Raw genomic sequence first — 16,213 nt, forward strand, 5'->3', positions numbered from 1 at the left:
TGGCTCGCCGAGACCCTGATCATCGCCACCGGCGCCCAGGCCAAGTGGCTGGGGATCGAGACCGAGCAGAAATTCCAGGGCTTCGGCGTCTCGGCCTGCGCCACCTGCGACGGCTTCTTCTACCGGGGCAAGAACGTGGTCGTGGTCGGCGGCGGCAACACCGCGGTCGAGGAGGCCCTCTTCCTCACCAATTTCGCCGCCAAGGTCACGGTGGTCCACCGCAAGGACGAATTCCGCGCCGAACGCATCCTACAGGAGCGGCTCTTCAAGCACCCGAAGATCGAGGTGGTCTGGGAGCACGTGCTCGACGAAGTGCTGGGCGACACCGATCCGATGGGGGTGACCGGCGTGCGGCTGAAGCATGTCGGCACAGGCGAGGCGAAGACGGTGTCGGCCGACGGCGTCTTCATCGCCATCGGCCACGCGCCCGCCTCCCAGCTCTTCCAGGGCCAGCTCGAGATGGACGCCTCGGGCTATCTGAAGGTGAAGGCGGGCACGGCCTCCACCGCCATCGAGGGCGTCTACGCCGCGGGCGACGTGACCGACGACGTCTACCGTCAGGCGGTCACCGCCGCCGGCATGGGCTGCATGGCCGCGCTGGAGGCGGTGCGCTTCCTCGCCGAGGAAGACCACAAGGCGGCACACCACCCCATCAGCCACGCCGAGGCGCAGAAGATCGGGGTTTGGTGAGGGCGGCCGCGCCCCACCCGACGCGGCGCCAAAAAGCCTCATTTGTTAACAAGCGGCGCCGGAAACCGGGGACCCCTGCTTCGAGTTAGGCGGGTGTGTCTCTAGATGGATTCAGTTCCAGCGATCGCTACCGCCAGCAAGCGGAAGTCGTGATGCGCCTCGCCGCCAAGGCGGACAGCCCGGCCGAGAAGGAGGTCTATCTCCAGATCGCCGAGGGCTGGCGTCGCCTGGCCGCCGAGGCCCTGCGCAACCAGCTACAGGCCGTTCCCTCCGAGCGCCGCAGCTTCCGCGACGACCGCTGACGAAGCGGCGGTGGCGCGCTAGCTTCGAAAACATGATCCGTTTCGCCCGCGCCGCCGACCGTCCTGCCATCGCCGAGGTGGTCGAGGCCGCCTTTGGACAGCCCGACGAGGCGCGCCTCGTCGAGCGCCTGCGGGCGGACGGCGACGTGATCCTCGAACTGGTCGCCGAGACGGATGGCCGCCTCGACGGCCACATCCTGCTGAGTCGCCTCTGGGCCGACAGCGCGGCCCTCTACGCCGCCCTGGCGCCGCTCGCGGTCCGACCCGACCTGCAGCGCACCGGCGTCGGCTCGTCCCTCGCCCGCGCCGCCGTCGAGCAGGCGCGCGAATTCGGCGCCCATGGGATCATCGTGCTGGGAGATCCCGCCTACTATCCCCGCTTCGGATTCTCGGCAGGCGCGGCGGCGAACGTGAAGTCCGTCTATGCCGGCGGCCCCGCGTTCATGGCCCTTGCGCTTGAACCCGACGCCTTCGAAGCGCCGCTCAGCGTCATCTACCCCGACGCCTTTTCGCCCTGACGGGTCTAAGATCGCGCCGGGCCCGTACCTATCTCCAGCGTCTGCCGGAGCAGCTTGCCATGAAAATCGCCGCCCTCGCCCTGCTGGTTTCCGCCGCCGCCGGATCGGCGTGCGCCGAGACCGCCGTCGAAGCCCTCATGGCCGCACCGCTGAAGACGGCGCCCAAGGGCCTGGTGCTCGACGTCGCACCGCCCAGGGCGGCGTTCTCGCCGCGTTTCGACGGCGCGCCGGCGCCGCGCATCGCCGGCGTGGCGAAGACCGCCGTCGATCACCGCTTCGACGATCCGGGCGTCGTCGGCTCTCTCGGCTTTCTCTGCGGACTTGAGGCGGGCGCGGAACGCCAGTCCGGCGCGGCCGCCATGCGGGGTTACGACCCCAGCGGCCGCTTCGTCGGCGCCAAGCTCAGGCTGGCGTTCAGGTAGTCGCTAGCTCGCCGCCGGCGCGGTCGCGGACGCCGGGGTGGCGACGGGCCCGATCGAAGGCGCCGCGGCCGGCTTCTGCTCCATGGAGCGCTCCAGCGTCTCTAGGCTCTGGTTGATCCGCTTGATCTCGTCCGCCGTCGGCTGGCGACGCGTGGACATCAGCACGCCCATCACCCGCGTGCGCTCGCCGGCCGGCGCGGTCGGGTCCACCACGCTGTAGGTGCGCACCTCCCCGGCGACGGCCAGGGTGATCTTGCGCTCCGGCGAAATGCCCTGGGCCTCGGGCGAAAGCAGGCCGCCCTGGGTCCGTGCGTCCAGGCTGCCCAGCACGGCGGGCGACAGATAGGCCTCGCCGCCGGCATAGCGGCCGGTGAAGGCCGCCGGTTCGCCCCACGGCCCGGTCCAGCGATAGAAGATGTGCTGTCCCACCTGGGTCATCTTCACCAGCGTCGGGGCCCAATAGGGCGCGACGTAGCGGGCGTGGTAGTGCGTGGCCGACCCGACGGTCCTGTCGACGTAGCCGTTCAGGGCGCGTTCGGCGACCATGCGCGCCCGCGACCACAATGCCGCCTGCGGGGCATAGCGCAACGAGCCGTCGCAGGTGAAGGTGAACTGGCAGCCGGTCACCCGCGCCGAGCCCTGGTAGACCACACCACAGACGCTCTTTGGATACGCCGGGTGCCGCACCCGGTTCAGCACCACCTGCGCCACCGCCTCCTGGCCCACCTCGGGCTCACGGGCGGCTTCGTAATAGACGGCCTGGGCCAGGCATTGCACGGCGCGCGCCCGATCCTCACCCGACGCCTTCAGGACGAACGGCTTCATCGGCCGGATCGGCAGGTCCGAGAAGGGGCGTAGGCCGTTCAGTTCTTCCGCAGAGGCCGCGTCATCCACGGCCGTCAGTCCCAGATCGGGAACATGGCGCATGTCGAGGCTGCCCCAGCCCTGCGGCCGGGCCCACAGGTCCGGCGCGCGGGACGCCGGGTCGTGGCGCACCGCAAGCGCCCGCATCGCCGGGTCCATCGAGGACGCCAGCTTCGTCAGTTCCTCGTTCGACAGGCTGCGCGAGGCGAACCGCGCCTTGTCGTGCGCCTGCTGGGCGGGCGCGCAGGCGCTCACGGCCACCAGGGCTGCGAGGACCGCAACGGTCCCGATCTTCGCTCCCAGGGAGCGAAGCGAATGCCTGCTCAACAGCGCCAGGGTCATGTCCCCATCTACGTCCGAGCCGTCGCATATAGGCGCAAACCGGCGGTCTTTGGACTCGGATGAGGCAAAAATCGTGCAAGCCTCACCTTGGAGATGCACACCCGCCGCGCGACCTACCGGTTGCCACCTTTCGCGCGCCGTCCCATCCTGTGAGCGCTGAGCGTCGGCGCAGGAGTTCGATCACAGGCCCATGATGCCGACGCCGCCTTCGCTTCGGCTCATTCCGCGACGCTCGCCACCATTCCTGATGGCGCTCGCGATCAGCGCCGCGTCGCTGGCTGGCGCGGTGGTTCTGCGCGGCGTGCTTCTGGGGTTCGACAACGCGACCGGCCTGTCGGCGACGACGTTTCCCGCCCTGATCGTGGCGACCCTCTACGCCGGGCCTCGCTGGGGCTGGGCGACCCTGGCCGCGGCCCTGGCGATCGGCATCTGGGCGCCGCTCATTACCGCGGTCGGCGTATCGAACGCCGCCGTGGTCGCGATGTTCACCCTGTCGGCGATCCTGACCATCGTCGTCTCCTCAAGCCTGCGCGAAGCCCTGCTGCGCCTCGACGAGGCCAATGCGGCGCAGGCCGTCGCACAACAGGCGGTCCAGGCGACCGAGCGCCGCTTTCGCACCTTGGCCGACAGCGCCCCGATCCTGATGTGGGTCACCCGCACCGACGGCAAGCGCGAGTTCGCCAACAAGACCTACGTCGACTTCCTGGGCGCCGGCTACGACGCGGCGCTCGACTTCGACTGGCGCAAGGTGCTCCACCCCGACGACATCGGGCGCATCCTCCAGGAACAGGTCGCCGGCGAGGCGTCGCGTCAGCTCTTCACGCTCGAGGCCCGCTTCCTGCGGCACGACGGCGAATACCGCTGGGTCCGTTCGGTCTCACAGCCGCGCTGGGCTCCGGACGGGACCTTCGACGGCTTCATCGGCGTCGGCTACGACATCACCGACGCCAAGCGGGCAGAGGCCGACCTCAAGCGCATCAACGACCTGCTGGCCGAGCGCATCGAAGCCGCCCTCGCCGAGCGGGACGAGGCCGAGGCAGCGCTCCAGCGGGCGCAGAAGCTGGAGGCCGTGGGCCAGCTCACCGGAGGCGTCGCCCACGACTTCAACAACCTGCTTACGGTCGTTATCGGCGCCCTCGACCTGATGCAGCGCCATCCTGGCGACGCGGCCCGGCGCGAGCGCATGATCGAGGCGGCCATGGGCGCGGCCCGCCGCGGCGAGCGCCTGACCCAGCAGCTCCTCGCGTTCTCCCGCCGGCAGGCGCTGAAGCCCGAGCCCCTGGTCGTGGACGGCCTGCTGAAGGACGCCGAGCCCCTGCTTCGCCGCGCCGTCGGCGAGGCCGTCACCCTGATCGTCGCACCCGGCGCGCCGGACGCGGTGGTCGACGTCGACCCCAGCCAGTTCGAAGCGGCGATCATGAATCTCGTGGTCAACGCCCGCGACGCTACGCCGGCGGGCGGCATGATCCGCATCGAGACCCTGCCCGTCCTGCTCGAGGCGCGGCAGGTCGAGGGCCTGGAGGCAGGCGACTACCTCTGCGTCGGCGTGCATGACACCGGCGCGGGCATGGACGACGCCACGATCGCGCGGGCCTTCGAACCCTTCTTCACCACCAAGGAGCAGGGTCGCGGCACCGGCCTCGGCCTCTCGCAGGTCTACGGCTTCGCCCGCCAGAGCGGAGGCGCCGCCACGGTCGACAGCAAGCCCGGCAAGGGCGCAAGCGTCTGCCTCTACCTGCCGCGCAAAACGGCCCGTCCCGCCGCCGACGGCCAGCAGGCCGCCAGGCCGCGCCCCGGCTCGGGACCGGCCCTGCGCGTCCTGCTGGTGGAGGACGACGCCCAGGTCGCCGAACTGGTCGAGGCCATGCTGGCCGAGCTGGGCCATGCAGTCAGCCGGGCCGAGCATGCCGAGGCCGCCCTCGTCCTGTTGAACGCCGGTCATCACTTCGATCTGATGCTCACCGACCTGATCATGCCCGGCGACAAGTCGGGTGTGGATCTGGCCCGCGAGGCCGTGGGGTTGCGACCCGGCCTGCCGGTCATCCTCTCGTCCGGCTACACCGGCGAGGTGCTCTCCGCCGCCGAGGAGACGCCTTGGCCGCTGCTCCGCAAGCCCTATGGCGCCCAGCAGCTCGCCGATACGATCGCCGGGGTCGCCTCGCCAAAGTGACCGTCACGAATCGTAAAAGGCGCTTGCGCGCCGCCGCGTCACCCTTATATGGTCGGTTATGCTCCAAGTGAGCAAAAGGGAGTTGGCGCCGAGCCTCGACGTTCGGCGCATTTTATAGGCCTGAGAAATGCTCACTTTGAGCATAAGGAGAAGTCCATGGCCGCCGACGGGTTCCAGTTCGCGTTCACCCCTGCTGTAGAAGCCGCCACCGCCCCGGCGTGGGAGAAGGTGAAGCGCCACGTCACGCCGATGGAATGGCGCCTGCACGCCCCGCTGATCGCCGAGATCAACCGGCTGAAGCGCGAGAAGGACGCCGTCATCCTCGCCCACAACTACATGACGCCCGAGATTTTCCACGGCGTCGGCGACTACGTGGGCGACAGCCTGGGCCTGGCCAAGGAGGCCGCCCGCTCGGACGCCAAGGTGATCGTCCAGGCCGGCGTACACTTCATGGCCGAGACCTCGAAGATCCTGTCGCCGGACAAGCGCGTCCTGATCCCGGACCTGCGCGCCGGCTGCTCGCTGGCCAGCTCGATCACCGGCGCCGACGTGCGCCTGATCAAGCAGCGCTACCCTGGCCTGCCCGTGGTCACCTACGTGAACACCACCGCCGACGTGAAGGCCGAGACCGACATCTGCTGCACCAGCGCCAACGCCGTGCAGGTGGTGGAGGAAGCCGCGCGGATGTGGGGCGTCGACCGGGTGATCCTGATCCCCGACGAGTTCCTGGCCCGCAACGTCGCCCGCCAGACCGACATCGGCATCATCGCCTGGAAGGGCCGCTGCGAGGTGCACGAGCGCTTCACCGCGGAAGACATCCTCGAACTGAAGGCCGCCTATCCGGATGCCGAGGTCCTGGCCCACCCTGAGTGCCCGGCCGAGGTGCTGGAGGTCTCGGACTTCGCCGGCTCGACCGCGGCGATGAACGACTACGTCCTCCAGCGGAAGCCCAAGCGCGTGGTGCTGATCACCGAGTGCTCGATGGCCGACAACGTGGCGGCCGACGCCCACGACACCGAGTTCGTGCGGCCCTGCAACCTGTGCCCGCACATGAAGATGATTACGCTGGAGAACATCTACGACGCACTGCTGAACGACCACTACGAAGTCACGGTCGATCCGGCGGTCGCCGAGCGCGCGCGCCTCGCGGTCCAGCGGATGATCGACCTGCCCCCGCCGTCGCGACCCGCCCGTTACGACCTCGTCAAGGCCCGGCATCACGTGGATGTGGAGCTGATCTGATGGCTTGCGCGGCCCGCATGCAGGTCGTGCAGGGCGACATCACCGGCTTGGCCCTGGATGCGATCGTCAACGCCGCGAATTCCAGTCTGCTGGGCGGAGGCGGCGTGGACGGCGCGATCCACCGCGCGGCCGGGCCGGAGCTCGCCCTCTTCTGCCGCAACCTCGGCGGCTGCAAGACGGGCGACGCCAAGATCAGCCCTGCGTTCCGCCTGCCTTCGCGCCACGTGATCCACACCGTCGGCCCCGTGTGGCAAGGCGGCGAGGCGGGCGAGGACGCCCTGCTCGCGTCCTGCTACCGACGTGCGCTGGAGGTAGCCGCCGTAAACGATGTCCGTACGCTGGCCTTCCCGGCCATCTCGACCGGCATCTACAGGTTTCCGGCCGACCGCGCCGCCCGGATCGCGACCGCCACTGTGGCGAGCGTCCTGGCCTCCGACGAGAGTTTCGAGCGGGTCGTCTTCTGCTGTTTCGACGCCGAGTCTCGGCGTCGCCATGTCGATGCGCTTCAAGAGGTCGTCAATGGCTGAACGGATCCGTCATGACGGCGCGCTGGTGGTCGGGGCGGGTCTGGCCGGCCTCACCGCCGCCATGGCCGCCGCGCCCGCCCGGGTGCTGCTGCTCACCGAGGCGCCACTGAACCACGGGTGCTCGTCGGCCTGGGCCCAGGGTGGGGTCGCCGCGGCGCTGTCCGGCGACGACGCCCCCGAACTGCACGCGCAGGACACCGTGATCGCCGGGGCCGGCCTCGTGGTCCCCGAGGTCGCGCGCCTGCTGGCCGAGGAAGGTCCCGCGGCCGTCCGCCGCCTGGCCGAACTGGGCGCGCCCTTCGACCGCAAGCCCGACGGCGCCTTCGCCCAGAGCCTGGAGGCCGCCCACTCCCGCGCCCGCGTCGCCCGGGTCAAGGGCGACCAGGCCGGCCGCGCGATCATGGAGGCGGTCACCGTCGCCGCCCTCGCCGCCCCGCACATCCAGGTGAAGGTGGGCGCCAAGCTGGTCGGCCTGCTGCAGGACGCCACCGGCCGCGTGCGGGGCGTGCTGGCCCGCGAAGGCAAGGAAATCGTCGAGATCACCGCCCATGCCGTGATCCTGGCGACGGGCGGCATCGGCGGCCTCTACGCCGTCACCACCACGCCCGCCGAACTGAAGGGCGAGGGCCTGGGCCTGGCCGCCCTGGCCGGGGCGACGATCGCCGACCCCGAGTTCGTGCAGTTCCACCCCACGGCCATCGACATCGGCCGCGACCCCGCCCCCCTGGCCACCGAGGCCCTGCGCGGCGAAGGCGCCAAGCTGGTGGACGCCGCCGGCCAGCCGTTCATGGCCCTCTACCATCCCGACGCCGAGCTGGCGCCGCGCGACGTGGTGGCCCGGGCCATCCACGCCGAGCGCACGGCCCGCCGCGGCGCGTTCCTCGACGCCCGCGAGGCGGTGGGCGCGCACTTCCCGGACGAGTTCCCGGCGGTGTTCGCCGCCTGCATGGGCGGCGGGATCGACCCGCGCGTTCAGCCGATCCCCGTCGCGCCGGCCTGCCACTACCATATGGGCGGGATCGCCACCGACACCGACGGCCGCACCAGCCTGCCGGGCCTCTACGCCGCCGGCGAATGCGCCTCGACCGGCGTCCACGGCGCCAACCGCCTGGCCTCGAACTCGCTGCTGGAGGCCGCCGTCTTCGGCGCCCGGGCCGGCCGGGCCGCCCGCGAGGAGTGCGCCCCCGCCGCGCCGATCCTGCGCGCCGCTCCCGCCCCCGAGCTGCCGCCCGAGGCGCTGCAGGCGTTGCGCGTCGCCATGAGCCGGGACGCCGGCGTAATCCGCGACGCCGCCGGACTTGAGCGGCTCCTGGGCGACCTCGTCGCCCTGCAGGCGCGCCATGGCCGCGCCGCCGCCCTGGTCACCGCCCGCCTGGTGGCCGAGGCCGCCCTGGCCCGGCGCGAGAGCCGCGGCGGTCACTTCCGGTCCGACTTCCCCGACGCGCATGCGGCCGAACGCACCTTCGTCACCGCTGCCGTGCGCGCCGCCTGCCGGGCGGCGTGAGGTCAGGCCGCTTGCGCCTGGGACCGGCCCTTCACCGCGGCGGCGATGCGCAGGCCCAACGCGGCGACGATCAGGACCACCGCCGGTCCCGCGATCGCCGGCTTGGCCATGAGCCGGGCGACGTAGCTGTTGGCGAAGATGATCAGCACCCACCAGCCGCCCATGGCGTGCAGCAGCCGCCAGCCCTTCGGACCCATCCAGCGCTGCGCGGCGTCGTTCGACGTCAGCGCCATCGCCGCGATCATGAGATAGGCGCCGCCGCCGGCGAGGTAGACGAAGAGCGGCCGGGTCTCCCCGAACTGCGAGACCGCCGCGACCACGAAGCCCAGGTGCACGAAGTGGTTGGCCGCGAAGGCCAGGCCCACCGCCCGTCGGCGGCGCAGCAGCGCCGTGCGCCAGCCGCCGGGCCACAGCTTCGCCAGCGACGAGGCCGACCAGGCGGCGATGAACCATGGAAAGGCCCAGCGCGCCGTGATCGCCGCGCCCGCCAGCACGCCGTCGCGGGTCCAGCCTCCGAAGGCCTGCATGAAGGCAAGGCCCAGGATAAGCGCCGCGAGGGCGGCCCCAAGCACGATGGTCCAGGTCGGTGTCCGCATGGGAGAGCCCCTTGTCATACTCTCAGTATGATCGTCATACCGAGGGTATGATGTCAACGGCTCCGCTCACCAACCGCGACCGCCTCGTCGCCCAGGCGCGCCGGCTGTTCGCCGAAAACGGCTACGCTGCGGTGTCGGTGGACGAGGTCGCGGCGGCCGCCGGCCTGACCAAGGGCGCCGTCTACTACCAGTTCAAGGACAAGACCGACCTCTTCCGCGCCGCCTGCGAAGCGGTGATGGCCGACGTGGCGCGCTACGTGGATCTGTCCACCATGGCGGAGAGCCCGAACCCGCTGGAGGAGATCATCGTCGGCGGCTCGAAGATGTTCGACGCCTACGAGGCCGCCGACGCGCGCCGGCTGCTGCTCATCGACGGTCCCGCCGTCCTCGGCTTCCCGCGATGGATCGCGCTGCAGGAACCGGTCTGCATCGGCCTCATCGCCCACGCCATGGGCCACCTCGCCGAGGCCGGCCTCCTGGACGAGGCTGTGGTGCCCACCCTGTCCCACCTGGTCTTCGGCGCGTTCGTCCAGGGCGCGCTGCGCATCGCCGTGGCCGCCGACCCCCAGGCCGCCAGCCTTGAGGTGCGCGCGGCCACCCTCACCCTCATCCGCGGATTCCTCGCGGGCATCACTCTTGAAGCGGCCAGCAATTCATGACGATCGAGCCCCTCCCCGACCTCCTCATCCAGCCCGTCGTGCGCGCCGCCCTCGTCGAGGACCTGGGCCGCGCCGGCGACATCACCGCCCAGGCCTGCGTGCCGGCGGATGCGCCGCTCGTCGCCGACTTCGTCGCCCGCCGCGGTGGCGTGGTGGCGGGCCTCGCCGCCATCCGCCTGACGCTCGCCGAGCTGGACCCGTCGGTGCGCATCGACGACCTCACTGCCGACGGCCAGGCTGTGCCCGCGGGCACGACGCTCGCCCGGGTCAGCGGCTCGGCCCGCGCGATCCTCACCGCCGAACGCACGGCTCTGAACCTCCTGGGACGTCTCTGCGGCATCGCCACCCTGACCCAGGACTTCGTGGACGCCGTCGCCGGCACGGGCGCGAAGATCACCGACACGCGCAAGACCACGCCGGGCCTGCGCGCTATGGAGAAGTATGCCGTGCGCTGCGGCGGCGGCGTGAACCATCGCTTCGGCCTGGATGACGCCATCCTGATCAAGGACAACCACGTCGCCGCCTGCGGCTCGGTCGGCGAGGCCATCCGGCGCGCCAAGGCCTTCGCCGGCCATCTCGTTAAGGTGGAGGTCGAGGTCGACAGCCTGCTCCAGCTCCAGGAGGCCCTGGCCCACGACCCCGACGTCATCATGCTCGACAACTTCACCGTCGAGGACATGCGCGAGGCCGTGAAGCTGGTGGACGGCCGGATCACCCTGGAAGCCTCCGGCGGCGTCACGCTCGACACCGTGCAGGCCTTCGCCGACACCGGCGTCGACGTCATCAGCGTGGGCGCCCTCACCCATTCGGCCAAGGTGCTCGACATCGGCCTGGACGCCGTGGAGGGCTGATCGCCCCTGAGGCCCAGCTCGGGGTTTCGCCCGAGTGACCGACCGCCGCACCCGGCCTTAGCTATGTCGGCGGCCGGGGAAGCCGCTTAGGCGGGACGGGGCGCCCAGATGACGAACTTCTGCAGTCTCGCGCCGCGCCTTCTGGCGTGGTCGACCGCGATGGCCGCCATGGCGGCGGCCCAGCCGGCGGCGGCCACCGACCTGCACTACGCGCTGATGTCGCCGAACTTCGGCGGGACCAATCCGGTCGCCTTCCAGATGGCCCAGTACAACAAGGCCCTCCAGGCCGCGCGGGCGGCGGCCGAGGCCGCGGCGGCGCGCACCGCCACGCCGCCCGATCCGAACCAGGCCTTCGTCAACGCCATCATCTCCCAGCTCAACGGCATCGTCGCCCAGACCATCGCCCAACGCATCGCCAACGCCGGCGCCGGCCAGGCTGGCACGATCCAGTCGGGCGCGGTGACCATCACCTACATGAACTCGGACGGGCAGCTCACGGTGACCATCACCACGCCCGCCGGCTCCACCACCCTCACCATCCCGGCCGGGGCCTGAGGTGCCGGGGCGCGTCACGCCCGCGATCGCCATGGCCCTCGGGCTCTGCGCCTGCCAGCACGTGGCGCCGCCGCCCGCGCCGCCCCAGGTCGCCCCGAGGGTGCAGATCGACCTGCCGCCCCCGCCGGCCCGCCCCCTGACGGTCGGAGTCTACAGTTGCGTCGACACCTCGGGCCAGCGCCGCCCCACCCAGCTCCCGCAGGAGCTCAGCACCGCCGCGCCGATGGACTGCACGCCCTATGTGATCCGGGCGGTGCGCGACCTGCGTCCCGGCTACGTCCTGCTGGTCGAGCGCCAGCATGTGGACGAGCTCCTGCGCGAGCGGCAGCTCGCCACCCTGGCGCTGAACATGAACGGCCCGGCGCTTGAGCTGAACGGCCAGGCCCAGCAACCGTCGCGCCGCCTCTCCACCCTGCGCGTCGCCGAGATCCTGCTGATCGGCCAGGTGGTGGCCTACGACCGCTCTGTCCGCGAGGCCAGCGGCGGGGTCGCCGTGGGCGCCGGCGCGGCCAGCGGCGCCTATGTCACCGACCTCGTCACCTTCAGCCTGCGGGCGGTCGCGGTGCAAAGCGGCGAGATACTGGGCGAGACCACGGTCACCAAGCAGGTGACCTCGCTGCGCATCGGCGGTCACCTGGCGCGCATCTTCGACACCACCTCCCTCGACGCCGAGCTGGGCGGGGCGGTCAACGAGCCCGTCGGCATCGCCATCGCCGGCGCCGCCCGCGCCGCCCTGATCCAACTCATCCGCGACGGCGTCGCAGGCGGCTGGTGGACCTGAGACGAACAGCAAGGAGCAGAGACCATGACCCGCAACCCCCTTCGCCGCATCCTCGCCGGCGCCGCCCTCGGCGCGCTGGCGGCGAGCCCCGCCCTGGCGGCAAACGTCCTGCGCATCGACATCAGCGGGACGGGCACGGCGCGCACCCTCACCATCACCCAGGACGCCACGCACGCCAGCAACATCATCACCGCCAACGGCCAGGCCGGCGGCGGCCAGCTTCCCGTCCGCGGCGCCTGGAACGAGCTGATCGTCAACCAGCAGGGCGCCGGCAACATCCTCCAGGGCGCGGTCAGCGCCACCGGCGGCTCGACCACCGCCTCGCTGAACCTGGCGTATGGCTCGGCCGCCGACGGCGGAGCGAACCACCACACCCTTTCCATCGGCCAGACCACGGCGCCGGCCAATCCGGACGTCGACATCACCGTCGTGAACACCGAGCCCGCCGACGTGGGCGCGGAGAACGTCATCCTCGACACCCTGGATGGGACCAGCCTCGACTACGACCTGGCCATCAACGGCTCGACCACCCACGTCACCAACAGCATCGCCGCCACCGGCGCCGTCGTGGTCAACCTGTCGCTGACGGGCGGCACGCTCGCGGGCGGCGGCAACACCGTCACCAACACCATCAGTGCGGCCACCTCGGCCAGCGTCACCGTCGCCGTCGACTCCGACAACAACAGCGTGACCAACACCTCGAACAGCACCGGCGCCAAGATGTTCAACGTCAACCTGCTCGGCGCGGGGGACGGAAACACCGTCAGCAACGACTTCACCGGGGGCTCGGGCGCCCAGTCCTCGACGCTCACCCTCACCGGCGCCACGTCGCGGGTGAACTTCGACCTCGACTCCAGTTCGGCCGTCTCGTCCTCGGCGGTCACCCTGTCGAACTTCGTGGGCGCCGGCGGCGCGGCCGGCAACGTCACCATCGACCAGACCGGGGCGGGCGTGACCCTGGGCCTGACCGTCAACGGCGGCGCCTTCACCGTCGGCGCGGGCGGCGTGCAGGTCACACAGGCCAGCGCTGGCGCGGTCAGCGACCTCGTCTACAGCGCCGCCGCCAACGGCTACGCCCTGACCATCTCGCAGTAGTGCGCGCCCTTTGCCCGGCCCTGGCGCTCGCCGCCTGGGCCGGCGCCGCCCAGGCGGTGACCCTGGCCGTCTGCCGCACCCTCGACGTCGGCGGGGCGCCGTCCGCTCCGCTCACGGTGCCGGCCGGCTCGCTGTTCCGCGACGCCGGCCGGGCCGACGATCCGCTCGCCGCCTTCACCGCCGATCACTGGTCGCTGCGCCTCGAAACCGTCGCGCCGGCGCAGATCCCGGCCCTGCAGACCTGCGTCGCCGTCCAGGCCCGGATCACCAGCGACTCCGCCGTGAAGGCCGTGGGCCGCGCCGACAACCGCAGCCTGGTCTACGCCGGCTCCAGCGATCTCCTGACCACCACGCCGACATCCGAGCCCCTGCTCAGCCTGACCGCTATCGTGATCGACTGAGCAGCAACGAAGCGGCGGCCCAGGGGTTCTTCTGTCCCAGCAGAAGGAGGACCCCCAATGACCTCTAAGGCGCCCCCAATTCCCCCTGAACAGCGCTCTGCGCCGGGCGAGCAGCCGCACATCCAAGGCGCTGACATTGGCCGTCGCGACCGCGTCACCGGCGACCAGTCCGCGCAGCCCGGGGACGACGACATCAACCTGAAGGAACAGGGTCGGCACGGGAACATCGACCAGAACACCCATCATCAGGGCCACCAGCAGGACCGCTGACATGCCGCACAAGCACGAGAACACCGAACGCTGGGGCGGTCCGGGCGCCAGCCACGAGGACGCCTCCCGGCCCGCGCCGGCCGACCCGCCGCGCGACGGCCGCGGCCGCGACGAGCCGACGAACACCCGCTTCAGCGGCGTGTCCGGCGGCGGCGGCGAGCGCGACCGCCACCACGCCCACGACGCCAAGGGCAAGAAGGACACAGAGCAAAACAGCGTCCAACGCGGTAAGTCCGGCCAGCACTAGCGTCTCCGAGACCTCCAAGACCGGGCCGCCGGAGCGCGTGCGCCGTCTCCGGCGGCTTCCGCGCGCCGGTTCCGATAAATCCTAAACCCACTGGTTGACAATTTAGGCGCGCGCGCCAACTATCAACCACATGGTTGAATTAAATCCCCCTCCCGCCGCCCGGCTCGACGCCGTGTTCCACGCCCTGGGCGACGCCACGCGCCGCGGCATGCTGGCGGACCTCGCCCTCGGCCAGCGCACGGTCGGCGAGCTCGCCGCCCCCTTCGACATGTCGCTTGCCGCCGCGTCCAAGCACATCAAGGCGCTGGAGAAGGCCGGCCTGGTTCGCCGCACCGTCCGCGGCCGCACCCACATCTGCGCGCTGGACGCCCAGCCCCTCCACGACGCGCACGACTGGATCGCCGCCTACGCCCAATTCTGGAGCGCCCGCCTCGACGTCCTCGAAGGCCTGCTCCGCCGCGACGCCGCAGCTCCCGCCCCCTCGAAGCCCCCAAAAGGAGACGACCGATGACCGCCACAGCCACCCGCAGCGCCTATGGCGAATTGCTCGAGCCCCGCACGGTGCGGATCGAACGCCTCCTGCCCGGTCCTATCGACCGCGTCTGGGCCTACCTGACCGACAGCGACCTGCGCGCCCAGTGGCTCGCGGCTGGCGAGATGGAGGCCCGTCCCGGCGCGACGGTGACCTTCACCTGGCGCAACGACGACCTGTCCGGCGGCGCGGACGAGCGGCCCGAGGGCATGGAGGCCGAGCACAGCATGGCCTGCACCGTCATCCGCGCCGAGGCGCCGCGCCTCCTCGTTCTGGGCTGGGGTGCGTCGGGCAGCGAGGTGACCTTCGAGCTCGAACCCCGCAGCGCCGAGGTCCTCCTCACCCTCACCCACCGCAAGCTGTCCGACCGCGGCCAGTTGCTGGGCGTCTCCGCCGGATGGCACGCGCACCTCGACCTCATGGTCGCCCGCCTGCGCGGCGAGGCGCCGCCGCCGTTCTGGTCCAACTGGAAGCGGCTGCGGGCCCAGTACGACGCGCGCATCCCCGCCTAGCCCCTGTCGTATGCGCGGCGGCTTTCGTCGCATTACCCAGGAGTCATTGGCCCCCGCGCCGGCGCGCGCCTAAGCGGGGGCCATGCTCAAGCTCTCCCCCCTCCTCGTGGCGGCTGCCCTGATCGCCGGTCCCGCCGCCGCCCAGGCGCCCGCCGCCCCGGCCGCCGGATATCCCAAGCTCGTCCCCGCCCCGGGCGGCGAGGTCGTCATCCCCACCCCGGGCGCCCAGCGCGCGTACGACGAGGTGAAGTACGCCCCGGCCCGCCGCGCCGGCGACTACCTCTACATCTCGGGCGTCATCGCCGGCCCCCGGGGCGGCGCCGAGCGCGACGCGGCCGCCTTCACCGAACAGGTCCGCCGCGCCTTCCGCGTCATCGAGGTCACGCTCAAGGCGGAAGGGCTGACCTTCGCCGACGTGGCGATGATCAACACCTTCCACGTCTGGGACGGCCCGGGCTTCAAGGGAACCCGCGACGAACAGTTCGCCGCCTTCGCCAAGGCCAAGGACGAGTTCATGCCCGCGCCCCATCCGGCCTGGACCGCCGTCGGCACGACCGGCCTGCTGGCCGACGACGGCGTCGTCGAGATCCAGATGATCGCCTACGCGCCGCGCAAGCGCTGAACTCCGAGGCATGAAAAAGGAGCCGGCGGACGCGCCGCGCGGCCCCTTTCCCTCGTCCGGGTAGGTCGCTAGCTGGCCTTGCGCATCGGCTCGGCCATCACCTCGACCGGCCGGGTCCCGGCGCCGGGGTGCACCTTGAAGGCGCTGATGAGCTGGCTCAGGTCGCGGGCCTGGCGCGACAGCGTGTGGCTGGCGGCCGTTGATTCCTCGACCATGGCGGCGTTCTGCTGGGTCGTGGAGTCCATCTGGTTGATGGCGGTGTTCACCTGCCCCAGGGCGCTGGCCTGCTCGCGCGCCGAGGCGGCGATTTCCGTCACCAGTTGGGCGACCTCGCTGAACTGGGTGAAGATGTGCTGCAGGGCCTCGCCCGTCCGGCCCACCAGCTCCACGCCCGACTCCACGTGGTTCGTCGAGACGCTGATCAGGCTCTTGATCTCCTTTGCCGCCTCCGCCGACCGCTGGGCCAGGGCCCGCACTTCCGACGCCACGACCGCGAAGCCCTTGCCCGCCT

22 protein-coding genes are annotated in these 16,213 nt (G+C 71.3%); 19 read left to right on the forward strand and 3 right to left on the reverse strand.

Annotated features, from left to right (window positions below):
- The 4 genes from Q0L11_RS23620 to Q0L11_RS23635 form a co-directional block, all read left to right on the forward strand.
- On the forward strand, positions 1–690 hold a 690-nt coding region (locus Q0L11_RS23620; protein ID WP_296600595.1), incomplete at its 5' end, for an FAD-dependent oxidoreductase.
- Between the two features lie 152 nt (positions 691–842).
- On the forward strand, positions 843–992 hold the full coding sequence (locus Q0L11_RS23625; RefSeq protein WP_296600596.1) for a hypothetical protein: 150 nt from the start codon (positions 843–845) through the stop codon (positions 990–992).
- A gap of 32 nt (positions 993–1,024) precedes the next feature.
- Positions 1,025–1,510 carry a GNAT family N-acetyltransferase gene (locus tag Q0L11_RS23630; RefSeq protein WP_296600598.1) on the forward strand — a complete coding sequence of 162 codons (486 nt, stop codon included), beginning with the start codon at positions 1,025–1,027 and terminating at the stop codon, positions 1,508–1,510.
- A 59-nt stretch (positions 1,511–1,569) separates the two neighbouring features.
- Positions 1,570–1,932, forward strand: coding sequence for a hypothetical protein (locus tag Q0L11_RS23635; protein ID WP_296600599.1), 363 nt, complete (start codon positions 1,570–1,572; stop codon positions 1,930–1,932).
- Positions 1,933–1,935: 3 nt separating this feature from the next.
- Here Q0L11_RS23635 and Q0L11_RS23640 read toward each other — a convergent pair whose 3' ends face one another.
- A complete protein-coding gene (locus Q0L11_RS23640) occupies positions 1,936–3,138 on the reverse strand; it encodes a cell wall hydrolase (RefSeq protein ID WP_296600600.1) in 1,203 nt (400 codons plus the stop codon).
- A gap of 247 nt (positions 3,139–3,385) precedes the next feature.
- Between Q0L11_RS23640 and Q0L11_RS23645 the strand changes: the two genes are divergently transcribed.
- The 4 genes from Q0L11_RS23645 to Q0L11_RS23660 all read left to right on the forward strand — a co-directional run bounded on the left by Q0L11_RS23645 (position 3,386) and on the right by Q0L11_RS23660 (position 8,581).
- Entirely contained in the window at positions 3,386–5,308 is a 1,923-nt protein-coding gene (locus Q0L11_RS23645) for an ATP-binding protein (RefSeq protein ID WP_296600601.1), read from the forward strand.
- A 156-nt stretch (positions 5,309–5,464) separates the two neighbouring features.
- Entirely contained in the window at positions 5,465–6,550 is a 1,086-nt protein-coding gene (gene nadA / locus Q0L11_RS23650; protein WP_296600602.1) for a quinolinate synthase NadA, read from the forward strand.
- Entirely contained in the window at positions 6,550–7,077 is a 528-nt protein-coding gene (locus tag Q0L11_RS23655; protein WP_296600603.1) for an O-acetyl-ADP-ribose deacetylase, read from the forward strand. Before nadA ends, Q0L11_RS23655 begins: the two co-directional genes overlap by 1 nt.
- Positions 7,070–8,581, forward strand: a complete 1,512-nt coding sequence (locus tag Q0L11_RS23660) for an L-aspartate oxidase (protein ID WP_296600604.1) — start codon at positions 7,070–7,072, stop codon at positions 8,579–8,581. The genes Q0L11_RS23655 and Q0L11_RS23660 overlap by 8 nt, the downstream gene beginning before the upstream one ends.
- A gap of 2 nt (positions 8,582–8,583) precedes the next feature.
- Here Q0L11_RS23660 and Q0L11_RS23665 read toward each other — a convergent pair whose 3' ends face one another.
- Positions 8,584–9,177 carry a hypothetical protein gene (locus tag Q0L11_RS23665; protein WP_296600605.1) on the reverse strand — a complete coding sequence of 198 codons (594 nt, stop codon included), beginning with the start codon at positions 9,175–9,177 and terminating at the stop codon, positions 8,584–8,586.
- Between the two features lie 50 nt (positions 9,178–9,227).
- Here Q0L11_RS23665 and Q0L11_RS23670 point away from each other — a divergent pair, with 50 nt between their 5' ends.
- From Q0L11_RS23670 to Q0L11_RS23720, 11 genes are all read left to right on the forward strand, one after another.
- The gene (locus Q0L11_RS23670; RefSeq protein WP_296600606.1) at positions 9,228–9,836 is read left to right on the forward strand and encodes a TetR/AcrR family transcriptional regulator; all 609 of its coding nucleotides are present in this window, start codon (positions 9,228–9,230) and stop codon (positions 9,834–9,836) included.
- A complete protein-coding gene (nadC, locus tag Q0L11_RS23675) occupies positions 9,833–10,687 on the forward strand; it encodes a carboxylating nicotinate-nucleotide diphosphorylase (RefSeq protein ID WP_296600607.1) in 855 nt (284 codons plus the stop codon). Before Q0L11_RS23670 ends, nadC begins: the two co-directional genes overlap by 4 nt.
- A 108-nt stretch (positions 10,688–10,795) precedes the next feature.
- Positions 10,796–11,242 carry a curli assembly protein CsgF gene (locus tag Q0L11_RS23680; protein WP_296600608.1) on the forward strand — a complete coding sequence of 149 codons (447 nt, stop codon included), beginning with the start codon at positions 10,796–10,798 and terminating at the stop codon, positions 11,240–11,242.
- A 1-nt stretch (position 11,243) separates the two neighbouring features.
- Positions 11,244–12,023, forward strand: a complete 780-nt coding sequence (locus Q0L11_RS23685; protein WP_296600610.1) for a CsgG/HfaB family protein — start codon at positions 11,244–11,246, stop codon at positions 12,021–12,023.
- A gap of 24 nt (positions 12,024–12,047) precedes the next feature.
- Positions 12,048–13,118, forward strand: a complete 1,071-nt coding sequence (locus tag Q0L11_RS23690) for a hypothetical protein (RefSeq protein ID WP_296600611.1) — start codon at positions 12,048–12,050, stop codon at positions 13,116–13,118.
- Positions 13,118–13,519 (forward strand): hypothetical protein, encoded by a 402-nt coding sequence (locus tag Q0L11_RS23695; protein ID WP_296600613.1) that lies wholly within the window; start codon positions 13,118–13,120, stop codon positions 13,517–13,519. The genes Q0L11_RS23690 and Q0L11_RS23695 overlap by 1 nt, the downstream gene beginning before the upstream one ends.
- Before the next feature lie 57 nt (positions 13,520–13,576).
- Positions 13,577–13,789 (forward strand): hypothetical protein, encoded by a 213-nt coding sequence (locus Q0L11_RS23700; RefSeq protein ID WP_296600614.1) that lies wholly within the window; start codon positions 13,577–13,579, stop codon positions 13,787–13,789.
- Position 13,790: 1 nt separating this feature from the next.
- Entirely contained in the window at positions 13,791–14,036 is a 246-nt protein-coding gene (locus tag Q0L11_RS23705; RefSeq protein WP_296600616.1) for a hypothetical protein, read from the forward strand.
- 130 nt (positions 14,037–14,166) lie between these two features.
- Positions 14,167–14,547, forward strand: a complete 381-nt coding sequence (locus Q0L11_RS23710) for a helix-turn-helix transcriptional regulator (RefSeq protein ID WP_296600618.1) — start codon at positions 14,167–14,169, stop codon at positions 14,545–14,547.
- Complete coding sequence (locus Q0L11_RS23715; protein WP_296600619.1) at positions 14,544–15,080, forward strand: SRPBCC family protein; 537 nt, start codon at positions 14,544–14,546, stop codon at positions 15,078–15,080. The genes Q0L11_RS23710 and Q0L11_RS23715 overlap by 4 nt, the downstream gene beginning before the upstream one ends.
- An 82-nt stretch (positions 15,081–15,162) precedes the next feature.
- The gene (locus Q0L11_RS23720; RefSeq protein WP_296600621.1) at positions 15,163–15,702 is read left to right on the forward strand and encodes a Rid family hydrolase; all 540 of its coding nucleotides are present in this window, start codon (positions 15,163–15,165) and stop codon (positions 15,700–15,702) included.
- Between the two features lie 68 nt (positions 15,703–15,770).
- On the opposite strand, the gene Q0L11_RS23725 is transcribed toward Q0L11_RS23720, so the two are convergent.
- Positions 15,771–16,213, reverse strand: a 443-nt coding sequence (locus Q0L11_RS23725; RefSeq protein ID WP_296600622.1) for a methyl-accepting chemotaxis protein, incomplete at its 5' end; no start/stop codon positions are given.

The sequence above is a fragment of the Phenylobacterium sp. genome (assembly GCF_024508875.1).
In the GTDB taxonomy this organism is placed as follows: domain Bacteria; phylum Pseudomonadota; class Alphaproteobacteria; order Caulobacterales; family Caulobacteraceae; genus Phenylobacterium.

Coding starts and splice junctions, on each gene's coding strand:
- Q0L11_RS23670 (WP_296600606.1), top strand. CDS start 9,228: ATGTCAACGGCTCCGCTCACCAACCGCGACCGCCTCGTCGCCCAGGCG.
- Q0L11_RS23680 (WP_296600608.1), top strand. CDS start 10,796: ATGACGAACTTCTGCAGTCTCGCGCCGCGCCTTCTGGCGTGGTCGACC.
- Q0L11_RS23660 (WP_296600604.1), top strand. CDS start 7,070: ATGGCTGAACGGATCCGTCATGACGGCGCGCTGGTGGTCGGGGCGGGT.
- Q0L11_RS23640 (WP_296600600.1), bottom strand. CDS start 3,138: ATGACCCTGGCGCTGTTGAGCAGGCATTCGCTTCGCTCCCTGGGAGCG.
- Q0L11_RS23710 (WP_296600618.1), top strand. CDS start 14,167: ATGGTTGAATTAAATCCCCCTCCCGCCGCCCGGCTCGACGCCGTGTTC.
- Q0L11_RS23690 (WP_296600611.1), top strand. CDS start 12,048: ATGACCCGCAACCCCCTTCGCCGCATCCTCGCCGGCGCCGCCCTCGGC.
- Q0L11_RS23645 (WP_296600601.1), top strand. CDS start 3,386: ATGGCGCTCGCGATCAGCGCCGCGTCGCTGGCTGGCGCGGTGGTTCTG.
- Q0L11_RS23635 (WP_296600599.1), top strand. CDS start 1,570: ATGAAAATCGCCGCCCTCGCCCTGCTGGTTTCCGCCGCCGCCGGATCG.
- Q0L11_RS23705 (WP_296600616.1), top strand. CDS start 13,791: ATGCCGCACAAGCACGAGAACACCGAACGCTGGGGCGGTCCGGGCGCC.
- Q0L11_RS23700 (WP_296600614.1), top strand. CDS start 13,577: ATGACCTCTAAGGCGCCCCCAATTCCCCCTGAACAGCGCTCTGCGCCG.
- Q0L11_RS23655 (WP_296600603.1), top strand. CDS start 6,550: ATGGCTTGCGCGGCCCGCATGCAGGTCGTGCAGGGCGACATCACCGGC.
- Q0L11_RS23625 (WP_296600596.1), top strand. CDS start 843: ATGCGCCTCGCCGCCAAGGCGGACAGCCCGGCCGAGAAGGAGGTCTAT.
- nadA (WP_296600602.1), top strand. CDS start 5,465: ATGGCCGCCGACGGGTTCCAGTTCGCGTTCACCCCTGCTGTAGAAGCC.
- Q0L11_RS23630 (WP_296600598.1), top strand. CDS start 1,025: ATGATCCGTTTCGCCCGCGCCGCCGACCGTCCTGCCATCGCCGAGGTG.
- Q0L11_RS23715 (WP_296600619.1), top strand. CDS start 14,544: ATGACCGCCACAGCCACCCGCAGCGCCTATGGCGAATTGCTCGAGCCC.
- Q0L11_RS23665 (WP_296600605.1), bottom strand. CDS start 9,177: ATGCGGACACCGACCTGGACCATCGTGCTTGGGGCCGCCCTCGCGGCG.
- nadC (WP_296600607.1), top strand. CDS start 9,833: ATGACGATCGAGCCCCTCCCCGACCTCCTCATCCAGCCCGTCGTGCGC.
- Q0L11_RS23720 (WP_296600621.1), top strand. CDS start 15,163: ATGCTCAAGCTCTCCCCCCTCCTCGTGGCGGCTGCCCTGATCGCCGGT.